Source organism: Campylobacter concisus, assembly GCF_003048575.1.
Classification (GTDB): Bacteria; Campylobacterota; Campylobacteria; order Campylobacterales; family Campylobacteraceae; genus Campylobacter_A; species Campylobacter_A concisus_U.
Genome location: NZ_PIRZ01000001.1, coordinates 335,981 through 355,722 on the forward strand (window position 1 = coordinate 335,981; position 19,742 = coordinate 355,722).

Sequence of the window (19,742 nt, forward strand, 5' to 3'; positions counted from 1 at the left end):
AGCAAATTTGCTCTAAATTTAGCCATTTATAAAAGCGCTCGCGATATCTAAAACATATCTTGTTGGATAAAAGATAGTATCTTTTAAAGGCGAGACGAGGATGATGATAAGGATGACAAAGCCATATCTTGAGATGCCCTCAAGCTTTTCAGCTAGTGCATGAAAGCCAAAATTTCTAAGTGCGTACTCGAGCGCGTGAAAGCCGTCAAGTGGCGGGATCGGATAGAGGTTAAAGATGGCTAACATCAAATTTAAAAGCGCAAGCGTAAATAAAAACTGAAGTAAAATTTCAAAGGCTTCTATATTTAATAAAGCCTTTAGCACAAAAAGCGATAAGACGCCCAAGATGATGTTGTAGCAGATACCAGCTAGACTTACGTAGATAGCTGCCTTGTAGCCGCCATTTCGTACGACTGTGTAGGTATTTACAGGCACTGGTTTTGCCCAGCCAAACATCATGCCAGTGCTTAGGTAAAGTACCAGCGGTACGATGACGGTGCCAACAAGATCGATGTGCTTTATTGGATTTATGCTAAGCCTGCCAAGGCTTTTTGCGGTGTTGTCACCAAATTTATAAGCGACATATCCGTGAGCGATCTCGTGACCAACGATGGCGATTATTAAAGAGATAACGATAGTGGCGACTTTGACTATGTCTATGTTATCAATGAAGCCCATCTACTTCACCTTCTTTTAGAGCTTTGCTAGTGAAAAATTCGTCATTTTCTATCGTATCTACAAAGCGTCCGATACGCTCCCAGCGCACATTGTAGTTATTGTCCCAGCTAAAATAAATAAACCAAGGCTGTCCAACTATATCTTTGTAAGCCACGCTTCCCCAAAAACGGCTATCGTTTGAGTGATCGCGGTTGTCGCCTATCATGAAGTACTCATCTTTTGGCACTTTGGCGTAAAAAGCGTTAAAGTTAAAATTTGGATTTTGCGGTAGTGAGCTAATGGGCACTGGCTTCATAAAAACACTATCTTTGTTTGTATTTAGCATAAAAACCATCTGCTCAAATAAATTTACATTTTCGTCATAGTGGATGCCGCTAAATCTATATGGCTCTTTTATGAAAAGTTTGCCATCAAGTTCGGCTATATCGCTACATGAGTAGCCAAATTTACTCTCTTTTCCGTTTAAATTTTCATGGCAGTTTGCCTTTATAAAATCATCTCCCTCTTTTGGGCGTAGATACAAGGCTTTTTCGGTAAATACTATCTCATCTTCGCTTGTGGCAAAGCAGCGCTTTACAAAGTGAGTTTTCTCATCGTTTGGATAGCGAAAGACGACTATATCGCCTCTTGCTGGACCATCACCTGTTACGAGATGTCCATTGTCATTTAACTCGGGTAAAATTTTTACTTCAAGCCACGGAATTCTTGGTGTTGGTATACCATAAACAAATTTTTTTGCAAATAAAAAATCACCAACCAAAAGTGTGTTTTTCATCGAACCAGACGGGATCACAAAGGCTTGAGCCACAAAGAAAATGACAAGCAAAACAATGATAACCGTGCCAGTCCAGCTCGAGCAAAAGTCATAAAATTTAGTAAAAATTTTTTTCATTATTACGCTCTTTTGTGGCTAGCTATCTTGGCTTGGGCTGCAAGGATTGTATTATTTAAAAGCATCGCAATCGTCATCGGACCCACGCCTCCTGGAACTGGTGTGATGTATGAGCATTTTGGCGCAACCTCATCAAAATCCACATCGCCTACAAGCCTGCCATCATCAAGTCTATTTATGCCCACATCAACGACAACCGCACCATCTTTTACCATATCAGCCTTTAAGAAAAATGGCCTGCCAATGGCAGCGACGATGAGGTCAGCGTTTTTGCAAATTTCTTTTAAATTTTTAGTCTTGCTATGAGTGATCGTAACTGTTGCTGAAGCGTTTAAAAGCAAATTTGCCATAGGCTTGCCAACGATATTACTTCTACCTATAACAACCGCGTTTAGTCCAGCCACATCAATGCCATACTCTTTTAAAATTTCCATTACGCCAAGCGGTGTGCAAGGTACAAAGCCATCAAGGCCACTGACAAGTTTGCCAACATTTACAGCGTGAAAGCCATCTACGTCTTTTGCTGGATCGATCGTTGCCAAAACGGTGTTCGTATCTATATGTTTTGGAAGTGGCAACTGCACTAAAATTCCATGGATACTATCGTCTAAATTTAGCACATTTATAAGTGCTAGAAGCTCTGCTTGAGTTGTATTTTCGCTTAGACGGTGAGCTACGCTTTTTATGCCGTATTCGTTGCAGGCTTTTTCTTTGGCTCTAACGTATGTTTGAGATGCCTTATCTTCGCCGACCAAGACGACGGCTAAGGTTGGCTCGACACCAAATTTCTTTAGCTCATCAGCCCTTACTTTTACGCTTTCTTTGACTTTTAAAGATACGGCTTTGCCGTCTAAAATTTTCATATTGGATCCTTATTTAAAAGCTTTTTTAATCACAAGGGTGGTATCATACCTAAAATTAAATTAAAATTTTTAAAGAGAGGTTTATGCAGTCTGTTTTTTTGTTTTTGCTTTTTTGTGTGGCGATTTTTGGTGCTGATTTTATCACAAAGACCGAATATGCCAAAATGCTCTACCTAAATCCACGTGGCATAGGATGCGATAAATGTCACGGCACAAAGGGCGAGGGCAGTCTAATCTCCAAATACAAACACTTTGACAAAAAGGCAAACAAAACGGTTGACGATGAGCTTAGAGCGCCAAAGATAAATGATATAGATTTTGAAAGCTTTAAAGCTGCTCTAACTAAGCCAAAAGGTGTCATGCCAAGCTACTTTTTGACAGACGAGGAGACTACGATTCTTTATGAGTACATTACAAATAAGATAAATACTCCTTCAAAAGCAGTAAAAGCGCAAAATTTAAGCAAGCCAGTTTCCACCGATACGACGCAAAAACAGCTAGAGCAATCTTCCAAAGCCGCCCCTGCTACAAAACCAGCAGAGTTAGCTAAAACTGCCCCAGTAAAACCATCTGAGTCAGCAAAAACCGTCACTACACAAGCACCAAAGTCACCAGCAAAGCCAGCAATAAATCAAAAAGATAATCAAAAGACAAATTTAAAAACACAAAATCAAAAGGATAAAAAATGACAAATAAAGAGGCATTTAGCGAAGCTAAAAAATATATCCCAGGTGGCGTAAATTCACCAGTTCGTGCATTTGGTAGCGTTGGTGGCGAGCCTGTGATGATAGATCACGCAAAGGGCGCTTATCTATACGATGTCGAGGGTAAAAAATACCTTGACTTCATCCAAAGCTGGGGACCGCTCATATTTGGCCACTGTGACAAAGATATCGAAGAAGCTATCATCTCTGCTGTAAAACAAGGCGTATCTTACGGCGCTCCCTCTCCAAAAGAGACAGCTCTAGCAAAGCTAATATGTGATGAGTTTAAACAAATAGATAAAATTCGCTTCGTAAGCTCTGGCACAGAGGCTACCATGAGCGCTATTAGAGTGGCTAGAGGATATGCCAAAAAAGATGGTCTAATAAAATTTGAAGGCTGCTACCACGGACACAGCGACGCACTTCTTATCAAAGCAGGAAGCGGTGCAACGACATACGGCAACGCTTCAAGCAGCGGCGTACCACAAGATGTTGTGAAAAACACTTATCTAGCAGTTTATAACGATATAGAAAGCGTAAAAGCCATCTTTGAAAATAATAGAGATAAGATCGGCGTTGTCATAATCGAGCCTATCGCTGGAAATATGGGGCTTGTGCCAGGCGATAAGAAATTTTTAGAAGAGCTTAGAGTAGTGTGCGATAAATTTGGTGCAGTACTCATCCTTGATGAGGTTATGAGTGGCTTTAGAGCTTCTCGCCTTGGCTCATATCCATTTCACGAGGTGGGCGCTGATCTCATTACATTTGGCAAGGTTATAGGCGGAGGTATGAACGTCGCTGCATTTGGTGGTAAGGCCGAGATAATGGACTGTTTAAGCCCAGAGGGCGCTGTATATCAAGCAGGTACGTTAAGTGGCAACCCAGTGGCGATGAGTGCTGGTATAGCGGCGATTTCAAAGATAAATAGCGATCCAAATTTATATGCTAGACTTGAAAAACTAGCTAAAAAACTAATGGACGGCTTCAAAGAGGCAGCAAAAAGCGCTGGCATCGCTATACAAACCGATGTTCGTGGCTCGATGTTTGGCTACTTTTTTACAGATCATGTCGTGAAAAACTACGACGATGCGTTAAAGAGCGATACAAAGCTATTTGCTAAATTTCACCAAGCGATGCTTAAGCGTGGAATTTATCTAGCGCCAAGTCAGTTTGAGACTGGATTTGTCTGCGATGCGATGAGTGAAGCCGATATCGATCTAGCGGTAAGCGCAGCTAAAGAGGCTTTTTTGGAGATAAAAGCCTAATGGCAAAATTTAAGATAAAAGATATCGTAGCAGGTGCTGAGCAACTAAGTCTTGGCGTTTCAATCGTAGTTGCGATCTTGCTTGGCACTGGGCTAGGGTATTTTGTAAAAAAGGCTACAAATTTTACACCAGCTCTTTGGATAGGCTTTGCTATTGGCATTGCAGCTGCTATTTTAAATGTCTATAAAGCTTACAAAGCACAGATAAAAAGCCTAGATGAGCTAAAAGATGAAAGCAGATACAAAGGCTACACAAAAGACGATGATGAGGACGATTAGTAGGCTTTTGATTTGCTATTTTGCGCTTTGGCTAGCTCTTAGCGCGGTTGGCAAATTTATATCAAATCAATTTTTTATAAGCTCGCAAATTTCATTTTTTACCTCGCTCATTATCTTAACGGCTAGTTTTTTTGCCTATAAAAACCGCATAAACTCAAGGCTAGAAAATGCAAGAGATGAAATTTTAGCCACAATAAAAGAAGAGGACGAGGATGAGGAGGATGAAATTTCTCCTCAAGAAGAGATAAAAGAATTTAACCTAAAAGATGAGAAAGCAAGGCTAAAAAAGCAGAAATTTTCATTTAAGGATAAGAGCTATGTGGCAGCATTTATGCCTTACCGCTTGGTTGCTTACGCAGCATTATTCTTTGGATTTTTATTTTTAAGAAATGAAAATTTACTAAACGTGTCTGGCTTTTTAGTTGGGCTTGCTCCCATGCCCATTGGAGCGTTTATTTTTGGCATAATACAAAATAAACATAGTTTAACAAGGAATGCAGATGGCAAGTAGCTTTAGGATTATCCGCTCGATGGGACCGCTATTTTTGGGCATGAGTTTGCTTTTTATCGGAAATGGCCTAGTCATCGCATCTTGTAGTGCACTGCTTAAGCAAAATGGAGTGGGTGAGCTAGAGATTGGATTAATCAATACAGGCTTTTTTGTGGGTGCGTTAATTAGCACTATTACAGCCCACAGAGTCATCTCAACTACTGGCCACATTAGAGCATTTGCCATCTTTTCAGCCATTTTTGCAGTCTCAGCTATGCTTCATGCGGTAAATCAAAATTTAGTATTTTGGGCGATATTGCGTGCATTTTTGGGATATTGCTACTACGCGCTTTTGATGGTTATAGAAAGCTGGCTAAATGCAAAAATTCCAAATAAAATAAGATCTCGCGTGATAGCCTTTTATGAAGGCGTTTTTTACACGAGTTTTGGACTTGGCATTTTGATCTTAGCGCTTGATCTTAATACCTTTGAAATTTTCATCATAAGCGCAGCTTTTATCATGCTCTCAAGCATTCCATTAAATTTGATCCGTATAAATCAGCCTCAAATCCCAGAGCGTCAGCCCATAAACATCCCAAAAATTTTTGGTATCGTCCCGCTCGCTCTTGTTGGCGCGCTCATTGCGGGCTTAGCAATAAATGGCTTTTTTTCGATGGCAAGCCTTTTTGTCTTGCTTCAAGGATACGGCACAAAAGAGGCGTCATTTTTTATGACGGTTGCGATGATCGGTGGCTTTTTAGCTCAAGTTTTTATTGGTAGTTTCTCTGATAGATATGGCAGAAGGCCAGCTATTTTGCTTTGTAGCAGCGTAGCTTTAATAAGCGCGGTTTTGTTTTTGCTAAATGGCAAAAATTTAATGGTTGAATATCTACTTTCATTCTTTTTTGGGGCTGGAATTTTTTGCACCTATGGGCTTTCTCTGGCTAGAGCAAATGACGAGATCACAGACAAGACAAAGAGTGTGCAAGTCGCACGTGCTTTGTTGTTTAGCTACTCTTTGGCTTCGCTTTTCTCACCGCTTCTTATGAGCTATGCGATGAAAATTTTTGGAGCATTTGGCTTTATCTATGTTTATTTGGTGCTTTTTACTGGGCTTATTTTATTTGCACTAACGCAAAAGACAATACCACAGCACATGAGAAAAGAGTATAACGACAGGCTCGTTGCAAGAACGGCTGGCATCGCTACTATTGAGCAAAATGGAAATTTTGCCGATAGAAAAAATAAAAAGTGAAAAATGGACATAGGAAATTCTTTGAATATATCAAATACTTCGGTTCAGACTGGACAAAATACTACTCAAAATGTGCCAGTTCGTAAAAATGAAGGCTCGCTTTTTAAAAATCAGCCAAGCGTACAAACGCCTAATGAGCAGAGTATTTCAGAGACACTTGATAATGTTGGGAAACTCGTTGCAAGAGTGCTTGATGATCTAAAAAGCGCTTCAAGTCTTAGCAAGGCTGAACAAATTTTATCTCAGGCAAAAGATACAAAAATCGCTCCAAATTTAGCCAGCGAGCTATCGGACCTTGCAAAAAGCTTAGAGGCTGAAGCAGCGCAAAATGAAAGCCCTGAGATAAAGAGCCTTGCACTAAAGCTAAAAGAATTTCTAAAACCAATAGCCGATCTAAAGGCTGGCTCACTAAATGATCAGATCAAAAACTCAGGCGTAATGCTTGAAGCAAATTTAAAAGATGCACTTAGTCCAGAAAAGCTTCCAAGCTCGGTTCAGAAGCTACTAAGCGATATAAAAAATCTCTCAAGCGGGAATTTGCTAAATCAAATTTTAACCCTAAATGATGAAAAATTAGACAATCAAAACTCTTTTTCAAAACTTGCTTCTATACTTGAAAAAGCGAGTAGTGACGCAAAAAACATCCTTGATAACTCAAATATAAAAACCCTTTTAAAAGATGTTGATAAGCTTGATAATGTGGTTAAATTTTTAGATAAAAATTTTTCAAAAGATCAAAATGGCGAGCTAGTAAAAAATCAAATAGGCAAAATACAAAATTTCATCTCAAATTTAAGTGAAAAAGTCGCAAGCCTGGCAAATGAAAAGCTAAATCAAAATTTTGGTTTTAGTCAAAATCACAAAGAGCTAAAAACTATCCTCGATAGCATAAAAAACGATCTAAAAACGCTAAATAACATAGGCGATGAAGCAGGGCTTGTAAAAGCGTTTAATGAGATGAGCGATGTTTCAAAGGATGGCAGCTTGCAAGATAAGCTCCAAAGCGCGGCGAGACGTCTTTCTCATAGCCTAAGTCTTACTGATGCTAAGGCAAGTTTGGCTAAAAATGAGCTAAGTGAGAGCAAGGCACTTTTAAAACAACTAAATCTCGCCACAAACGATATAAATAACATTACGACTAAAAATAGTGGCGAAATTTCAAAGGTACTAAGCCAAGATATAAAAAGTACGCTTTTAAATATCAGTGAAAAGAGTCAAAACCCACAAAGCATAAATGCTGCAAATAAGATGATTTCACAGATCGAGATGCATCAAATGATATCAAGTCTTCAAGGCGGGATCCAAACTTATATGCCTTATATTTGGGACGGCGTTGAGGGTGGAAATATCGCATTTAAGCAAGGCAAAAAGGATAAATTTTACGCTCAGATCGATCTAAATTTTAAGAAATTTGGACAGATAAATGTGATGGTTGGACTTATTGATAAAAGGTACATTGATCTTTCGGTAGCTACGCAAACAAATGAGTTTAAGGAGCTAATCCTCTCAAACTCTAGCGAATTAAAACAAGCAATATCAAAGCTTGGACTTATAGTTTCAAACTTTAATATAAAAACTTTGTCAAAAGTAAAGCTAAATGATAGATTTAAAAAATTTGGTGGCCTTGATGTGGGCTTTGATAAGAAAATTTAATGCAAGTAAATAAGAAAAAAGCAGTAGCTCTTGGCTACAACAGATCTAAAGACAATGCTCCAAGAGTGCTGGCTAGTGGCGCTGGAGAGATAGCAAATAGAATAATTGATCTTGCAAAAGAGCATGATATACCGATCAAAGAGGATCCTGATCTTATTGAAATTTTAAGCAAGGTTGAAGTTGATCAAGAAATTCCGCCAAATTTATATAAAGCTGTTGCTGAAATTTTTAGCTTTTTATATAAGATCACAAAGAAATGATCTATAAATTTGCTTAAAAATTAGCAAGGCATATAAAGAGTGGCTGGGATATTGACGATATACAAAAAAATGGCGTAAGCTAAATATTAAATTAAAATTTTAAAGGCTATTTGTGGCACAAAAATTAATATTAATAGGGGCGTCTACTGGCGGGCCTGGGCATTTAAAAAAGTTACTAAAAAACGTAAAACTAAATGGAGCTATTATCGTGATAGCCCAGCACATGAATAAAATGTTTATAAACTCTTTTGCTATGCAAATCGGAAAAGAGTGTGGCTTGGATGTTGAAATTTTAAATGAGAGGAAAATTTTAAAAGAAAATACCGTATATGTCTGTGAACAAAATGTAGTGGTATCACCAAATTTACCAATCAGTGCAAAGCCAAATACAGAAGAAAAGACTATATATACGCCAAATGTTGATGTGTTGTTTAAATCTGGAGTTGGAATTTGTAAGAGCGCAAATGTGTTAGCTATCTTACTAACTGGCATCGGAGACGATGGTGCATCTGGGCTTGATAAGCTTTATAAGGCTGGAGCAAAATGTATAGCTGAAAATGAAGAGAGCGCGATAGTTTATGGTATGCCAAAACGTGCAAAAGAGCTAAATCAAAGCTTAAAATCATTAAATCTAACTATGATAAAAAAAGAGCTGGAGGATTTTTTAAATGCTATTAACTAATGACGCAAAAGATACAAAAACAATGCAAACAAATACTTCACAAGATATGGATAGTTTTAATGAATTTATGAATGTTATCAAAACTCTTTGCGGAGTTGATCTGGAGCCAAAAAGAGATATTACATTGCAGCGAATTACCATTTTTATTAGGGATCGCCAGATAAAAAGCTTTAAAGATCTTGTTTCAATGATAAGATATAACTCAAGCTTGCGACAAGATATTTTAAATTTAGTAACTGTAAATGAGACTTATTTTTATAGAGAGTTACCTCAACTTAAAGATGTGATCTATTACGCAAAGGAGCTTGGAGGAGCTAGAATTTTATGTGCTCCTTGCTCTACTGGAGATGAGTCGTATTCGCTTGCAATGCTTGCTTATGAGATGGGATTTAAACAGCATGAAATTTCAATCGTAGGTATAGATATAAACTCAGAAGCCATAGCAAGCTGTCAAAATGGTATTTTTAGTGAGAGGAGCTTGCATAGGTTAAGCGATTTTCAAAAAGAGAGATTTTTTACAAAAGTCGATGATAAATTTAAGATAAAAAAAGAAATTTTACCAAGGTGTGAGTTTAAAATTTTAAATGTTTTTGATGATGCTATTTTTAATCTAGGAAAATTTGATATCGTGCTTTCAAGAAATATGATGATCTATTTTGATGATGATTTTAGATTAAAATGCGTTGAGAGGCTTCATAAATTGCTTAAGCCAGATGGTAGGCTTTACGCTGGGCACGCTGATCTTGTGCCTTACACTCCAGCTTATGAAAAGCGCTTTTCAAATGGAACTACCTACTATCTAAAAAAATAAAAATTTGCCAAGTCGCCTTTTAATTTGGGCGACTTAATTTAAAATCAATCACCTTATTTTGTAGCTTTTTAATACGATGTGATAGTAAAAAGCCCCTACAAAAAAGAGGATTCCCATAAAACTTGCAATCATCTCAACGCTAAATCCAATATCATAAAGCAGACCAATGATAAATGAAATGAGAGCGCTAAAGCCAAGAAAAATCATATCGTTATATGCAATCACTCGGCCATAAAATTCTTTTTTGCAGTTTTGCTGAAGCATCGTATAGGTGTAGCTCCAAAGACTTGATGTGCAAAATCCAGCAAAGATAATGCCAATAAGCGATAGATAAAAATTCCAAAGCGATAAAGCCCAAATAATGATACCAAGGCCTTGACCGATATATACGAAAATAAGCGTATTTTTATTTATAAATTTACTAAGTATGACTGGAGCAAACATAAGTGAAATGGATCTTGAGGTATTTAATAGCCCTATAATTAGCGATGTCGAGAGTAAATTTGCATATTTGTAATCAGCCAAAAGTGCTATAAGCGCGTCATAAGCAGTAATGCCAACAAAGGCGTGCAAAAATATAAGATGCACGATGAGCCTATTTTCTTTTAGATATTTAAGCCCATTTTTGAGCATTTTTAGAGGCTTTTCTATAAATTCTGGCTTTAGACCTTGTAAATTTAAAAAATATAAAAATCCAAAGCTAAGAATGTATAGTATGCCATCAAGCAAAAAGGCGCTTTTAATACCAAAAAAGTGTATATAAACTCCAGCAAGCCCCATGCCAGCGGTGTATGATACCGCCCAGATGATAGAGTGGATCTCGTTTGCGAGTTTGAGATTTTCTTTGCTTAAAATTTTTGGTAGCACGCTCATCTCTACTTGAAAATACATTCCGCCAGTGCCATTTCTAACAAAAATGATGAGTAAAAGTAGCCATAAAAAATCAAGTGAGTCTATAAAAAGAAGCATGAAAACGCTTATCGTCTCAACTGTCATCATGATGACAAGCATTGGTTTTGGGCTAAATTTATCAACTAAAATTCCACTAAATGGAGCTATGACAACACCTGGGATAAATGCCATCGCCGCACTTAATGTGATCGCCCAGACAGGAGCGTCAAGCTTGATAAGAAGGGTAAAAATACCTGTGTGCGAAAACCATACGCCAAAATAGCATATAAGCTGAATGATGCTTAAGAGGCGAAAATTTTTCTCTTCTTTTAAAAGTTTAAGATATTCTTTCAACTTATTGATTCCACATTAGCGTTATTTGCTCTATCTTTGTTTCATCTGGGATATCGTTTAGACTTGTTATCTCTTTGGCAAGTGGATTTTTTAGTGTGATTAGCATATCGTGGCTATCTATTTTTAGATAGATATTGTTTTTGTCACTACTAAATTTAGAGATAACGAGAGAATTTTTTATATCTTTGAAATTTGATTTAAGGCTAATATTTTCTGGAGTTTTAAACTCGTTTGAATAAATTTCAATGCTTGTGATAATGCCGTTTAGTAAGGTGTATTCAAAAATTCTTTCATTTTTGCTTGTTACGATGTAGCTGCTTTCTTTTTTTGTATTATCTCGTTTTATGTTTTTTGATCCATAAATTTTTATCACATCTCTATTTGCTGATTCGTTTGTCAGCTCTGCAAAAAAGCCTTTGCCAAAGAGATTTTTTTGATCTTTATCTTTTTTATATCGTCCGCTTATGTGAGCATTTTTACAAATTTTGTCATTTGCTACTAGAAAAATTGCATTATTTATTCTGTGTATGCTTAGGGCGATGCCTTTTTCATCTAAAAGGTAAAAAATTCCTTTATTGTAAAGTAGCTCAGAGCTAAACTCGCAAAGTGGCGAGCCATTTTTTAATGATGAATAAAAACTTATTTTCGCACCATTTTTACTTGGTGCGATTACGATATCTAAAAAACTATCTTTGTTTTTAAATTTATAAAATTTAGCAAAAAAACTATCTTTGTAAGCTTTATTTACCGGCTCGAAATTATAAATTTGAGCTAGCACGCCAACTCGCTTATTTTTCTTGTCATCAAGTTGAAGAAGGGAATTTTTATTTGGTGCAAAGTAGCTAAGATTGCCATTTTCATCTTTTAAAATGATGGCACTATCATCAACATCAAATGTGCCATTTTTTTCAACCAAGCTTACTTCTTTATCCATAGTAAGCATTGTTTTTGTGTAGGTTTTATCTTTATTTAGCGTAATGATAGTTTTTATGCCTTCGCAATTTGGGCAAGGCAAGGTGGTGTAGTAGCTCGTGTAGATAGAGTTTGAAAGTATTAGTTTTTCTGGTTTTTTGGGTTTTTCGTCTCTAAGAAGGGGTTTTTCTTCTTTTGGTTTTTGTATTTGCTCTTGGTTTTGTGGCTTTAAATTTTCATTTTTCGCGCAGCCAATGATAAAAAATGAGATAAGTATGGCAAAAAGATATTTCATTTGCAACTCCTTAAAAATTGCAAAATTATATCATTTTGCCTTTAAAATTTATTTTACGCGTTTAAAGATGTATTTATCTTTTAGCTCGCCAGTGACCTCTTTTTGATCCATATCAAGCATCTTTAGGTTCTCGCCCTCTATTTTATAAAAGCTCTTTTCTTTATACTCATCAATCGTTGTTATCACTCCATTTTCGATTGAGTATTTGCCTTTACTAACGGCTTTGTAGTTGTCTTTTGATTTGTAGTTCATCGCACTTTCAAATGTGCCGTCTTTTTTTAGTGTAAGGGTTGAGTCTATGCCCATGCAGCTAGCGCAAGGTAAAAATGCTTTATAAGTGCCCTCGATGCTGCTAATTGGAGCTTCGCAGCTACTTTTTACTTCACATTTGCCTTGTGGGACGTTTGTGTTTTGGCTAGATGATGCACAACCTGCCAAAAGTAGGGCCGCACTTAGTACAAATATAAAATTTTTCATGCTAATCCTTTTTGAAAATAAAATTTAAAATGTATTATAATACTTAAGAAAATAACAAATTATAAATTAAAGGAGTAAAAATGCAAATCGAAGCATTTGGCGTTTTAGTCGTAGTTCTGGTTATCTTTGCGTTCTTGTTTTTAAAGGCCGGTATCAAGATCGTCTCACAAGCTGATAATCTACTCATCGAGCGACTTGGTAAATTTCACAAAGTGCTTGACGGCGGATTTCACATAATCATCCCATTTGTCGATCAAATAAGAGCGATAATCACCGTAAAAGAGCAGCTTGTGGACATCACAAAACAGCAAGTCATCACAAAAGATAACGTAAACATAAGCGTCGATGGCATCGTCTTTTTAAAGGTATTTGACGCAAAAATGGCGGTTTATAATGTAGATAATTATAAGCGTGCCATTGCAAATTTAGCCATGACAACGCTTCGTGGCGAGATAGGCGCGATGAATCTTGACGACACGCTAAGCTCACGTGACCGCCTAAACGCCGCACTTCAAGTGGCTCTTGGCGACGCTGCTGGCAACTGGGGCGTAAAGATCATGCGCGTAGAAATTTCTGAAATTTCTGTCCCACTTGGCATCGAAGAGGCGATGAATATGCAGATGAAAGCTGAGCGTGAAAAACGCGCCATCGAGCTAAAAGCCTTGGCTGAAAAAGAGGCTTTAATTCGCAACGCAGAGGCATTAAAACAAGAAAAAGTGCTTCAAGCAGAGGCGATCGAGCGTATGGCTGATGCGAAAAAATACGAACAAATCGCTATCGCAACGGCTCAAAAAGAGGCTATGGATATGATAAATGATAGTATGAGCAAAAACGCAAATGCAGCAGAATTTTTGCTCGCTCGCGATAGAGTCGGGGCATTTAGCGAGCTAGCTAAAAATAGCTCAAAAGATAAAATTTTAGTCCCTTATGAAGCAACTGAGCTTATTGGTTCACTTAGCGTTTTGAAAAATTTCCTAGCTAAGGATAAGGCGTGATCAGCCCTTTTATAATGATAGCAATCGGTGTGGTTTTGTGCATCACCGAGTTTATCTTTTTCTCGTTTTATTTGCTATTTTTTGGCATAGCTTTTATAGTAGTTGGAGCTATAAATTTTGGTTTTAGTTTTGCTTGGAGCTATCAAATTTTAATTACAGCAGCGATTGCGATTGTACTTCTTGTGCTTTTAAAAGCGCCGTTAAAGAGTAAATTTATGTCCAGAAAAGAGAGCTTTAACGAGGAATTTTTAGACGAAGCCGGAGTTGGCGAGATCAGAGAAAATATGGTCTATTTTAAAGGGACACTTTGGAAATATGACGGAAATTTAGCTAACGGAGAAAAAGTGATGGTTCTTGGCACTAGAGGTGACAAGGTGATATTAAAATAAAAGTGCCATTTTGGCACTTTAATTAATGTTTATGCATCATTTGGTGGTCATGTGCATGGCCGCCATTTTGCATGCCACCGTGGTGTTCGCAACTTCCCTTATCTTTTGTCGCCATGTTTTGGTGGTGAGGGCAGCCACATTCTGCATGTGCAGCTTCGTTTGGCTTTGGCTCATTTTTGGCACAACCAACTAAAAATAGGCCTACAACTGCGGCTAAAACTATCTTTTTCATATTTGCTCCTTAAAAAAGTTTGCATATTCTATCTGCTAAAGTTAAAAATTTGGTAACGACATGATTTATCAGATTTAAAAGCATTTTTGGCTAAACTCTCGCCCAAAAATAAGCAAAATAAAAGGTTAAATTTGAAAAGACTTAGTGTAAATGAAGCCATCGATCTTATAGAAAATGCACCGCTTCACGAGCTTGGCAAGATGGCGCTAGCTAGAAAAAAAGAGCTTCATCCAGATGGCATAACGACCTTTATCGTAGATCGCAACATCAACTATACAAATGTCTGCTGGGTGGATTGTAAATTTTGTGCATTTTACCGCCACGCAAAAGAAGAGGACGCTTATGTGCTAAGTTTTGAGGAGATCGGCAAGAAGATCGAAGAGCTAATCGCCATTGGAGGCACTCAAATTTTATTTCAAGGCGGCGTTCATCCAAAGCTAAAGATCGAGTGGTACGAGGAGCTTGTAAGCTACATCAGCAAGCACTATCCAAGCATCACGATACATGGCTTCTCAGCCGTTGAGATCGACTACATCGCAAGAATTTCAAAAATTTCCACAAAAGAGGTCTTAAGACGCTTAAACGAAAAAGGTTTATATTCGATGCCAGGGGCTGGAGCGGAGATATTAAGTGATAGGGTGCGTGACATCATTGCCCCTAAAAAATGCGACACCGCAGACTGGCTTCGCATACATAAAGAGGCGCACGAGCTTGGCATGAAGACAACTGCGACGATGATGTTTGGCACGGTTGAGAGCATACGTGAGATCGTGGAGCACTGGGAACATATCAGAAATTTACAAGATGAGACGGCTGGCTTTAGAGCCTTTATACTTTGGAGCTTTCAAGGGCTAAATACAAAGCTCATGCAAGAATTCCCTGAGATAAAAAAGCAAAGCTCAAACGTCTACCTTAGGCTACTTGCCGTCTCAAGACTCTTTTTGGATAACTTTAAAAATATCCAAAGCAGCTGGGTTACACAGGGCAGCTACGTTGGTCAGCTAGCGCTTCTTTTTGGCGCAAACGACCTTGGCAGCACAATGATGGAAGAAAATGTTGTAAAGGCCGCAGGTGCTAGCTTTAGGATGAATCAAGATCAGATGATCGAGCTTATAAAGGATGTCGGAGAAATTCCAGCTAAGCGCAACACAAACTACGATATTTTGGAGAAATTTTAGATGAAAATTTTAGATATCAATGTAAAAAATATAAAAATTCCAGTCGTTTTTGAAAGCTCAAAAGCGATGCCAGTAGTGAGCCTAAAACTAGTTTTCAAAGCAGCTGGTAGCTCGCAAAATGGCAAGCTCGCAGGCCTAGCTAGACTAAGTGCAAATTTACTAAACGAGGGCGATATAAAGCTAGGATCGGCTAAATTTGCCAAAGAGCTTGAAGTAAGGGCGATTAGCCTAAACGCAAGTTGCGGCTTTGAGACATTTTGTATAGATATAAACTGCTTAAAAGAGCACTTTGCCTTTGCGTGTGGCAAGCTAAAAGAGCTACTACTTGCTCCAAATTTGACAGATGATATCCTAAATAGGTGCAAAACCGTCACACTTGGCGAGATCGCAGCAAATGAAAATGACTTTGACTACGTGGCAAGGCAGGGGCTATTTGAGCTTTTATATCCAAAAAGCGTGCTCTCTCTGCCAAGTATCGGCACGAAAAAGAGCATTAAAGCTATAACGCTTGAAGACGTGAGGAAGTTTTTAAATGATCATTTGGACCTTTCAAATTTGCTTTGCGTGCTAGGCGGCGACATCGATGAGAAGCAAACAAAAGAACTGGCTAAGGTTTTAGAAATTTTAGAGCTTGGCAAGGTGCGAAAGCTAGAGCGTTTTAGTCCAAGCAACAAGTGCGAAACCAGCGAGATAGTAAGGCAAAGCGAGCAGGCATATATCTACTTTGGTGCGCCATTTAACGTAAGACCTGAGGAGAAATACAAGGCCGCAGTGGCGACATTTATCTTGGGCGAGGGCGGCTTTGGCTCGAGGCTCATGGAGGAGATCCGCGTGAAAAGAGGGCTTGCTTATAGCGCCTATGCTAGAAATTTGTTAAATCTCTCTTACAGCCAGCTTTACGGCTACATGCAGACAAAAAATGAGAAAAAAGATGAGGCGATCGCTGTTATAAAAGAGGAAATTTTAAAATTTAGTAAAAAAGGCGTTAGCAAGGCCGAGCTTGAGCAGGCAAAGAAATTTTTGCTTGGTTCCTTACCGCTTAGACTTGAGACGCTATTTAAACGCCTTGATATCGCACAAAGCGAGTTTTATGAGCATGGCGAGCTTGGGGCATTTTTAAAGGATCTGGATAAAATTTCAGCCCTTTCGCTAAGCGAGCTAAATAGCTTCATAAAAGCCCACGCAGAGATCAATCAGCTAAGTTTTTGCGTCCTAAAAAATGAAATTTGAAGCAAGCGATAGAGCAAAACTTCTAAAAATAGGCGTGCTTAGCCTGCTTGACCTTGCTCTTGTGCTACCAAAGAGCTTTGAGGATACGACGATCGCTAAGAGCCCAAGAGAAGGGCAGGTCTGCATAAATGTAAAGATCACTTCGCTCGCCTCGCGCCCTGGTATGCTAACGGCGCTTGCCTTTTGTGAGCTGTGGCAAAGTAGCGTAAAGATCGTTATTTTTAACGCAAAGTCTTGGCACTACGGCGCTTTTAAGGTTGGCAAAGAGATGGCGATATATGGGCTTTGCTCGCACGCCTTTGGCTCGTGGCAGATAGTAAATCCAAAAATCACCACAAAAATAGGCCAGATCGTACCTAAATTTAAGACCGAGCTAAAAGACGAAGAGCTGAAAAAACTCATCTTAAAATATATAAATTTACAAAATTTACTAGCCGAGGGCTTAAATGAAAAAGAGGCTAAATTTCTAGCTGATCTGCAAAGGCTAGACGAGCAAAGTGTACAAATTTTATACCGCCTAAAAAATGATAATGATGGCGTGGAAATCTTAAAATTTGTAGAAATTTTTAACTACATAAAAAAGCTAAGTGTGAAAAAAACCTACTTTAAAAGCCCTAAAATAAAGCTTTTTGACATAAGCTCTTGGCTTAAGAGCTTGCCATTTACGCCGACAAACGACCAGATAAACGCCATAAACGACATCAGAGACGACCTTAGCGCTGTGCAGGCAAAAAGGCGCGTCATAATGGGTGACGTGGGAAGCGGCAAGACGCTAGTGATCCTAGCAGCTGCTCTTAGCGTCTATCCGCAAAGTGCCATTTTGATGGCGCCAACAAGCATCTTAAGTGAGCAAATTTATAATGAAGCAAAGAGGCTGCTGCCCGCTTTTATGAACGTGATGCTGGTGCGAAGCGGGGAGAAAAAGATAGACTTTAGCGGGGCAAATTTGATCGTTGGCACGCATGCGCTACTCTTTCACGAGCTACCAAATTCGCCGCTTGTCATGGTCGATGAGCAGCACCGCTTTGGCTCAAATCAGCGCAAAAAGATAGAGGAGCTTGCCTCAAGCGAGGACAAGCGAGCAAATTTTGTGCAGTTTTCAGCCACGCCAATACCAAGGACGCTAAGTTTGATCCAGTCATCTATCGTAAATTTTAGCTTTTTAAAGCAGATGCCATTTAAAAAAAATATATCAAGTCAAATTTTAGGCGCTAGCGAGTTTGGCTTTTTGTTAACTCACATCAAAAAGCAGCTTGCGGGCGGCTTTCAAGTAGCCATCATCTACCCGCTAGTTGAGAGCAGCGAGAGCTCAAACTACCAAAGTCTAAGCGAGGCGCAGGGTTTTTGGCTAAAGAATTTCAAAAATGTCTTTGTCACGCACGGCAAAGATAAAGAAAAAGAAGAAATTTTAAGGCGATTTAGAGAAGAGGGCGAAATTTTGCTCTCAACCACCGTTGTTGAGGTTGGCATTTCGCTGCCAAGGCTAAATACGATAGTGATCGTGGGCGCTGAGCGGCTAGGGCTTGCCACACTTCATCAGCTGCGCGGCAGAGTAGGGCGAAATGGTGGCGATGGATACTGCTTTTTATTTACCAAGCTAAAAGAAGCACCAGCTAGATTAAAGGAATTTTGCGCGACAAATGACGGCTTTAAGGTGGCGGAGCTTGATCTGAAAAACCGCCAAAGTGGCGATATACTAAATGGCTTTTTTCAGCACGGAGCGACCTTTAACTTCTACGACTACGAGGATGATATCACACAGGCAGCAAAGGCTAGAGTGGCGGCGCTTGCAAACAACATTTAGTAGCTATTTTAGTCTAAAATTTTGATTTTCTTTTGCTAACTCTTTTAACTCATTTAAATTTTCCTCACTTTGCTTTAAAAGCTCATCAAATTTAAAGCCAAGCATAATCAGACGATAAAGCTCTGGCTTGTTTTTCTTCCAATTATAAAGAGTTTTTGTATCAATTTTTAAAATTCCTGCAATATCTCTTTTTGATAGATTATTTCCCATTTTTTACCTTTTTATGGGAATTGTTTGCAAAACGCACTTACTTATCAACTAAGGAATAATTTCTTATATATATAATTATTTAAGAAATAATTACTTAAATTTAAAAATTATTAAGCTTTATTGATATAACATTTTGAAATTATTTTTAAAAGGAGCAGAAATGGCTTACAAATTTGATTCAGATTTGGAGTTTTTAAGACAGCTTAAAAGCAACGAACTAAATGATCTTGTTGATATTATAAAAGGCAAAGAAGGTGATGAAAGGATTACGCAAGATCTTACAAACAATGATTTGTTCAAAAGATTTTATCCAGATCATAAAGAATATATAGAGCTTATTATGGGTGAGCTTCAATGCTTTGGTGGCAATAGCTTTGCAAATGTATTTAGAGGCGGTGGAGTTCAGTATAAAGAAATTTTATGCGATGTTTGCGATAAACTTAAAGTTAATTACTCTAAGGCTCAAAACACACAAATGATAGAACAAAATATGTTCATGAAAATTCTATCTGATAGCTTGGAAAAAATGAATGAAGAAGAGCTAAAACAAGTAGCAAATGAATTTGGCTTAAATATCACTGATTTTAAACCACAAGCGATAACAGCTGCTATGCAGGCAAGTATTTTGGTAAGTGGTTTTGCTATGTATAAAATTGCCCTTATCGTTGCAAATACTATTGTTAGAATTTTATTTGGTAGAGGACTTGGTCTTGCAGCAAACGCGGCTTTAACTAGAACCATTGGTATTTTTGCAGGTCCAATAGGCTGGGTCATAACTGGGCTTTGGACGTTAACGGATGTAGCTGGTCCTGCTTATAGGGTTACTATACCAGCAGTAATTCAAGTAGCTTTTTTAAGGCAATATTTGATAAATAAACAAAATAATTCAGAAAATAACTAATCTCAAAGCGCTCTCAAAAGAATTTCTCTTTTGAGAGTGTAAA

At 38.2% G+C, this 19,742-nt stretch carries 23 protein-coding genes; 15 read left to right on the plus strand and 8 right to left on the minus strand.

Translation table 11 applies throughout. From position 1 onward, the window contains the following. Nucleotides 1-18: 18 nt before the first annotated feature. From CVS84_RS01735 to folD, 3 genes are read right to left on the minus strand one after another with little or no spacing between them, the layout of a single operon-like run. Entirely contained in the window at nt 19-678 is a 660-nt protein-coding gene (locus CVS84_RS01735; protein ID WP_107690902.1) for a site-2 protease family protein, read from the minus strand. Continuing rightward, on the minus strand, nt 665-1,570 hold the full coding sequence (gene lepB, locus CVS84_RS01740) for a signal peptidase I (protein ID WP_107690903.1): 906 nt from the start codon (nt 1,568-1,570) through the stop codon (nt 665-667). Before lepB ends, CVS84_RS01735 begins: the two co-directional genes overlap by 14 nt. A gap of 2 nt (nt 1,571-1,572) precedes the next feature. Further along, complete coding sequence (folD, locus tag CVS84_RS01745; RefSeq protein WP_107690904.1) at nt 1,573-2,433, minus strand: bifunctional methylenetetrahydrofolate dehydrogenase/methenyltetrahydrofolate cyclohydrolase FolD; 861 nt, start codon at nt 2,431-2,433, stop codon at nt 1,573-1,575. An 83-nt stretch (nt 2,434-2,516) separates the two neighbouring features. On the opposite strand from folD, the gene CVS84_RS09775 reads away from it, so the two are divergent. The 9 genes from CVS84_RS09775 to CVS84_RS01790 all read left to right on the plus strand — a co-directional run bounded on the left by CVS84_RS09775 (nt 2,517) and on the right by CVS84_RS01790 (nt 9,831). Next, nucleotides 2,517-3,122, plus strand: a complete 606-nt coding sequence (locus tag CVS84_RS09775; RefSeq protein ID WP_107690905.1) for a c-type cytochrome — start codon at nt 2,517-2,519, stop codon at nt 3,120-3,122. Then, nucleotides 3,119-4,402 (plus strand): glutamate-1-semialdehyde 2,1-aminomutase, encoded by a 1,284-nt coding sequence (hemL, locus tag CVS84_RS01755; protein ID WP_107690906.1) that lies wholly within the window; start codon nt 3,119-3,121, stop codon nt 4,400-4,402. The genes CVS84_RS09775 and hemL overlap by 4 nt, the downstream gene beginning before the upstream one ends. Next, nucleotides 4,402-4,680 carry an AtpZ/AtpI family protein gene (locus CVS84_RS01760; protein WP_084108504.1) on the plus strand — a complete coding sequence of 93 codons (279 nt, stop codon included), beginning with the start codon at nt 4,402-4,404 and terminating at the stop codon, nt 4,678-4,680. Before hemL ends, CVS84_RS01760 begins: the two co-directional genes overlap by 1 nt. Next, nucleotides 4,631-5,191 (plus strand): hypothetical protein, encoded by a 561-nt coding sequence (locus tag CVS84_RS01765; RefSeq protein ID WP_234411882.1) that lies wholly within the window; start codon nt 4,631-4,633, stop codon nt 5,189-5,191. The genes CVS84_RS01760 and CVS84_RS01765 overlap by 50 nt, the downstream gene beginning before the upstream one ends. Continuing rightward, the gene (locus tag CVS84_RS01770; protein WP_107690908.1) at nt 5,181-6,425 is read left to right on the plus strand and encodes an MFS transporter; all 1,245 of its coding nucleotides are present in this window, start codon (nt 5,181-5,183) and stop codon (nt 6,423-6,425) included. The genes CVS84_RS01765 and CVS84_RS01770 overlap by 11 nt, the downstream gene beginning before the upstream one ends. Before the next feature lie 21 nt (nt 6,426-6,446). Continuing rightward, on the plus strand, nt 6,447-8,078 hold the full coding sequence (locus CVS84_RS01775) for a flagellar hook-length control protein FliK (RefSeq protein WP_199906092.1): 1,632 nt from the start codon (nt 6,447-6,449) through the stop codon (nt 8,076-8,078). After that, nucleotides 8,078-8,338: a FlhB-like flagellar biosynthesis protein gene (locus CVS84_RS01780; RefSeq protein WP_021090972.1), complete on the plus strand. Its 261-nt coding sequence runs from the start codon at nt 8,078-8,080 to the stop codon at nt 8,336-8,338. The genes CVS84_RS01775 and CVS84_RS01780 overlap by 1 nt, the downstream gene beginning before the upstream one ends. Nucleotides 8,339-8,450: 112 nt before the next feature. After that, the gene (locus CVS84_RS01785) at nt 8,451-9,020 is read left to right on the plus strand and encodes a CheB methylesterase domain-containing protein (RefSeq protein ID WP_021090732.1); all 570 of its coding nucleotides are present in this window, start codon (nt 8,451-8,453) and stop codon (nt 9,018-9,020) included. Continuing rightward, entirely contained in the window at nt 9,007-9,831 is an 825-nt protein-coding gene (locus tag CVS84_RS01790) for a CheR family methyltransferase (protein WP_021090925.1), read from the plus strand. The genes CVS84_RS01785 and CVS84_RS01790 overlap by 14 nt, the downstream gene beginning before the upstream one ends. A gap of 48 nt (nt 9,832-9,879) precedes the next feature. Here the strand turns inward: CVS84_RS01790 and CVS84_RS01795 are convergent, their stop codons facing one another. From CVS84_RS01795 to CVS84_RS01805, 3 genes are read right to left on the minus strand one after another with little or no spacing between them, the layout of a single operon-like run. Further along, nucleotides 9,880-11,076, minus strand: coding sequence for an MFS transporter (locus tag CVS84_RS01795; RefSeq protein WP_107690910.1), 1,197 nt, complete (start codon nt 11,074-11,076; stop codon nt 9,880-9,882). 1 nt (nt 11,077) lies between these two features. Continuing rightward, the gene (locus CVS84_RS01800; protein WP_107690911.1) at nt 11,078-12,283 is read right to left on the minus strand and encodes a copper resistance protein NlpE; all 1,206 of its coding nucleotides are present in this window, start codon (nt 12,281-12,283) and stop codon (nt 11,078-11,080) included. Nucleotides 12,284-12,331: 48 nt separating this feature from the next. After that, on the minus strand, nt 12,332-12,760 hold the full coding sequence (locus tag CVS84_RS01805) for a copper resistance protein NlpE (protein WP_107690912.1): 429 nt from the start codon (nt 12,758-12,760) through the stop codon (nt 12,332-12,334). Nucleotides 12,761-12,840: 80 nt separating this feature from the next. On the opposite strand from CVS84_RS01805, the gene CVS84_RS01810 reads away from it, so the two are divergent. Further along, a complete protein-coding gene (locus CVS84_RS01810) occupies nt 12,841-13,755 on the plus strand; it encodes an SPFH domain-containing protein (protein ID WP_054196349.1) in 915 nt (304 codons plus the stop codon). Then, the gene (locus CVS84_RS01815; RefSeq protein ID WP_107690913.1) at nt 13,752-14,144 is read left to right on the plus strand and encodes an NfeD family protein; all 393 of its coding nucleotides are present in this window, start codon (nt 13,752-13,754) and stop codon (nt 14,142-14,144) included. The genes CVS84_RS01810 and CVS84_RS01815 overlap by 4 nt, the downstream gene beginning before the upstream one ends. A 22-nt stretch (nt 14,145-14,166) precedes the next feature. Here CVS84_RS01815 and CVS84_RS01820 read toward each other — a convergent pair whose 3' ends face one another. Then, nucleotides 14,167-14,376, minus strand: a complete 210-nt coding sequence (locus CVS84_RS01820; protein WP_107690914.1) for a hypothetical protein — start codon at nt 14,374-14,376, stop codon at nt 14,167-14,169. Nucleotides 14,377-14,507: 131 nt separating this feature from the next. Here CVS84_RS01820 and CVS84_RS01825 point away from each other — a divergent pair, with 131 nt between their 5' ends. From CVS84_RS01825 to recG, 3 genes are read left to right on the plus strand one after another with little or no spacing between them, the layout of a single operon-like run. Beyond that, entirely contained in the window at nt 14,508-15,554 is a 1,047-nt protein-coding gene (locus tag CVS84_RS01825; protein WP_107690915.1) for a dehypoxanthine futalosine cyclase, read from the plus strand. Then, nucleotides 15,555-16,784 (plus strand): M16 family metallopeptidase, encoded by a 1,230-nt coding sequence (locus CVS84_RS01830; RefSeq protein ID WP_107690916.1) that lies wholly within the window; start codon nt 15,555-15,557, stop codon nt 16,782-16,784. After that, a complete protein-coding gene (gene recG / locus CVS84_RS01835; protein ID WP_107690917.1) occupies nt 16,774-18,588 on the plus strand; it encodes an ATP-dependent DNA helicase RecG in 1,815 nt (604 codons plus the stop codon). Before CVS84_RS01830 ends, recG begins: the two co-directional genes overlap by 11 nt. A gap of 3 nt (nt 18,589-18,591) precedes the next feature. On the opposite strand, the gene CVS84_RS01840 is transcribed toward recG, so the two are convergent. Further along, nucleotides 18,592-18,798 carry a transcriptional regulator gene (locus CVS84_RS01840; RefSeq protein ID WP_107690918.1) on the minus strand — a complete coding sequence of 69 codons (207 nt, stop codon included), beginning with the start codon at nt 18,796-18,798 and terminating at the stop codon, nt 18,592-18,594. A 160-nt stretch (nt 18,799-18,958) separates the two neighbouring features. Between CVS84_RS01840 and CVS84_RS01845 the strand changes: the two genes are divergently transcribed. Next, the gene (locus CVS84_RS01845) at nt 18,959-19,699 is read left to right on the plus strand and encodes a DUF3944 domain-containing protein (protein ID WP_107690919.1); all 741 of its coding nucleotides are present in this window, start codon (nt 18,959-18,961) and stop codon (nt 19,697-19,699) included. The last annotated feature ends 43 nt before the right edge of the window (nt 19,700-19,742 follow it).

What these genes read in the sequence shown, in the direction of transcription:
- CVS84_RS01805 (WP_107690912.1), bottom strand. Translation starts at nt 12,760, where the DNA reads ATGAAAAATTTTATATTTGTACTAAGTGCGGCCCTACTTTTGGCAGGT.
- CVS84_RS01770 (WP_107690908.1), top strand. Translation starts at nt 5,181, where the DNA reads ATGGCAAGTAGCTTTAGGATTATCCGCTCGATGGGACCGCTATTTTTG.
- CVS84_RS01780 (WP_021090972.1), top strand. Translation starts at nt 8,078, where the DNA reads ATGCAAGTAAATAAGAAAAAAGCAGTAGCTCTTGGCTACAACAGATCT.
- CVS84_RS01800 (WP_107690911.1), bottom strand. Translation starts at nt 12,283, where the DNA reads ATGAAATATCTTTTTGCCATACTTATCTCATTTTTTATCATTGGCTGC.
- CVS84_RS01840 (WP_107690918.1), bottom strand. Translation starts at nt 18,798, where the DNA reads ATGGGAAATAATCTATCAAAAAGAGATATTGCAGGAATTTTAAAAATT.
- folD (WP_107690904.1), bottom strand. Translation starts at nt 2,433, where the DNA reads ATGAAAATTTTAGACGGCAAAGCCGTATCTTTAAAAGTCAAAGAAAGC.
- CVS84_RS01845 (WP_107690919.1), top strand. Translation starts at nt 18,959, where the DNA reads ATGGCTTACAAATTTGATTCAGATTTGGAGTTTTTAAGACAGCTTAAA.
- CVS84_RS01735 (WP_107690902.1), bottom strand. Translation starts at nt 678, where the DNA reads ATGGGCTTCATTGATAACATAGACATAGTCAAAGTCGCCACTATCGTT.
- CVS84_RS01820 (WP_107690914.1), bottom strand. Translation starts at nt 14,376, where the DNA reads ATGAAAAAGATAGTTTTAGCCGCAGTTGTAGGCCTATTTTTAGTTGGT.
- recG (WP_107690917.1), top strand. Translation starts at nt 16,774, where the DNA reads ATGAAATTTGAAGCAAGCGATAGAGCAAAACTTCTAAAAATAGGCGTG.
- CVS84_RS01830 (WP_107690916.1), top strand. Translation starts at nt 15,555, where the DNA reads ATGAAAATTTTAGATATCAATGTAAAAAATATAAAAATTCCAGTCGTT.
- CVS84_RS09775 (WP_107690905.1), top strand. Translation starts at nt 2,517, where the DNA reads ATGCAGTCTGTTTTTTTGTTTTTGCTTTTTTGTGTGGCGATTTTTGGT.
- CVS84_RS01810 (WP_054196349.1), top strand. Translation starts at nt 12,841, where the DNA reads ATGCAAATCGAAGCATTTGGCGTTTTAGTCGTAGTTCTGGTTATCTTT.
- CVS84_RS01790 (WP_021090925.1), top strand. Translation starts at nt 9,007, where the DNA reads ATGCTATTAACTAATGACGCAAAAGATACAAAAACAATGCAAACAAAT.
- lepB (WP_107690903.1), bottom strand. Translation starts at nt 1,570, where the DNA reads ATGAAAAAAATTTTTACTAAATTTTATGACTTTTGCTCGAGCTGGACT.
- CVS84_RS01760 (WP_084108504.1), top strand. Translation starts at nt 4,402, where the DNA reads ATGGCAAAATTTAAGATAAAAGATATCGTAGCAGGTGCTGAGCAACTA.
- CVS84_RS01765 (WP_234411882.1), top strand. Translation starts at nt 4,631, where the DNA reads ATGAAAGCAGATACAAAGGCTACACAAAAGACGATGATGAGGACGATT.
- hemL (WP_107690906.1), top strand. Translation starts at nt 3,119, where the DNA reads ATGACAAATAAAGAGGCATTTAGCGAAGCTAAAAAATATATCCCAGGT.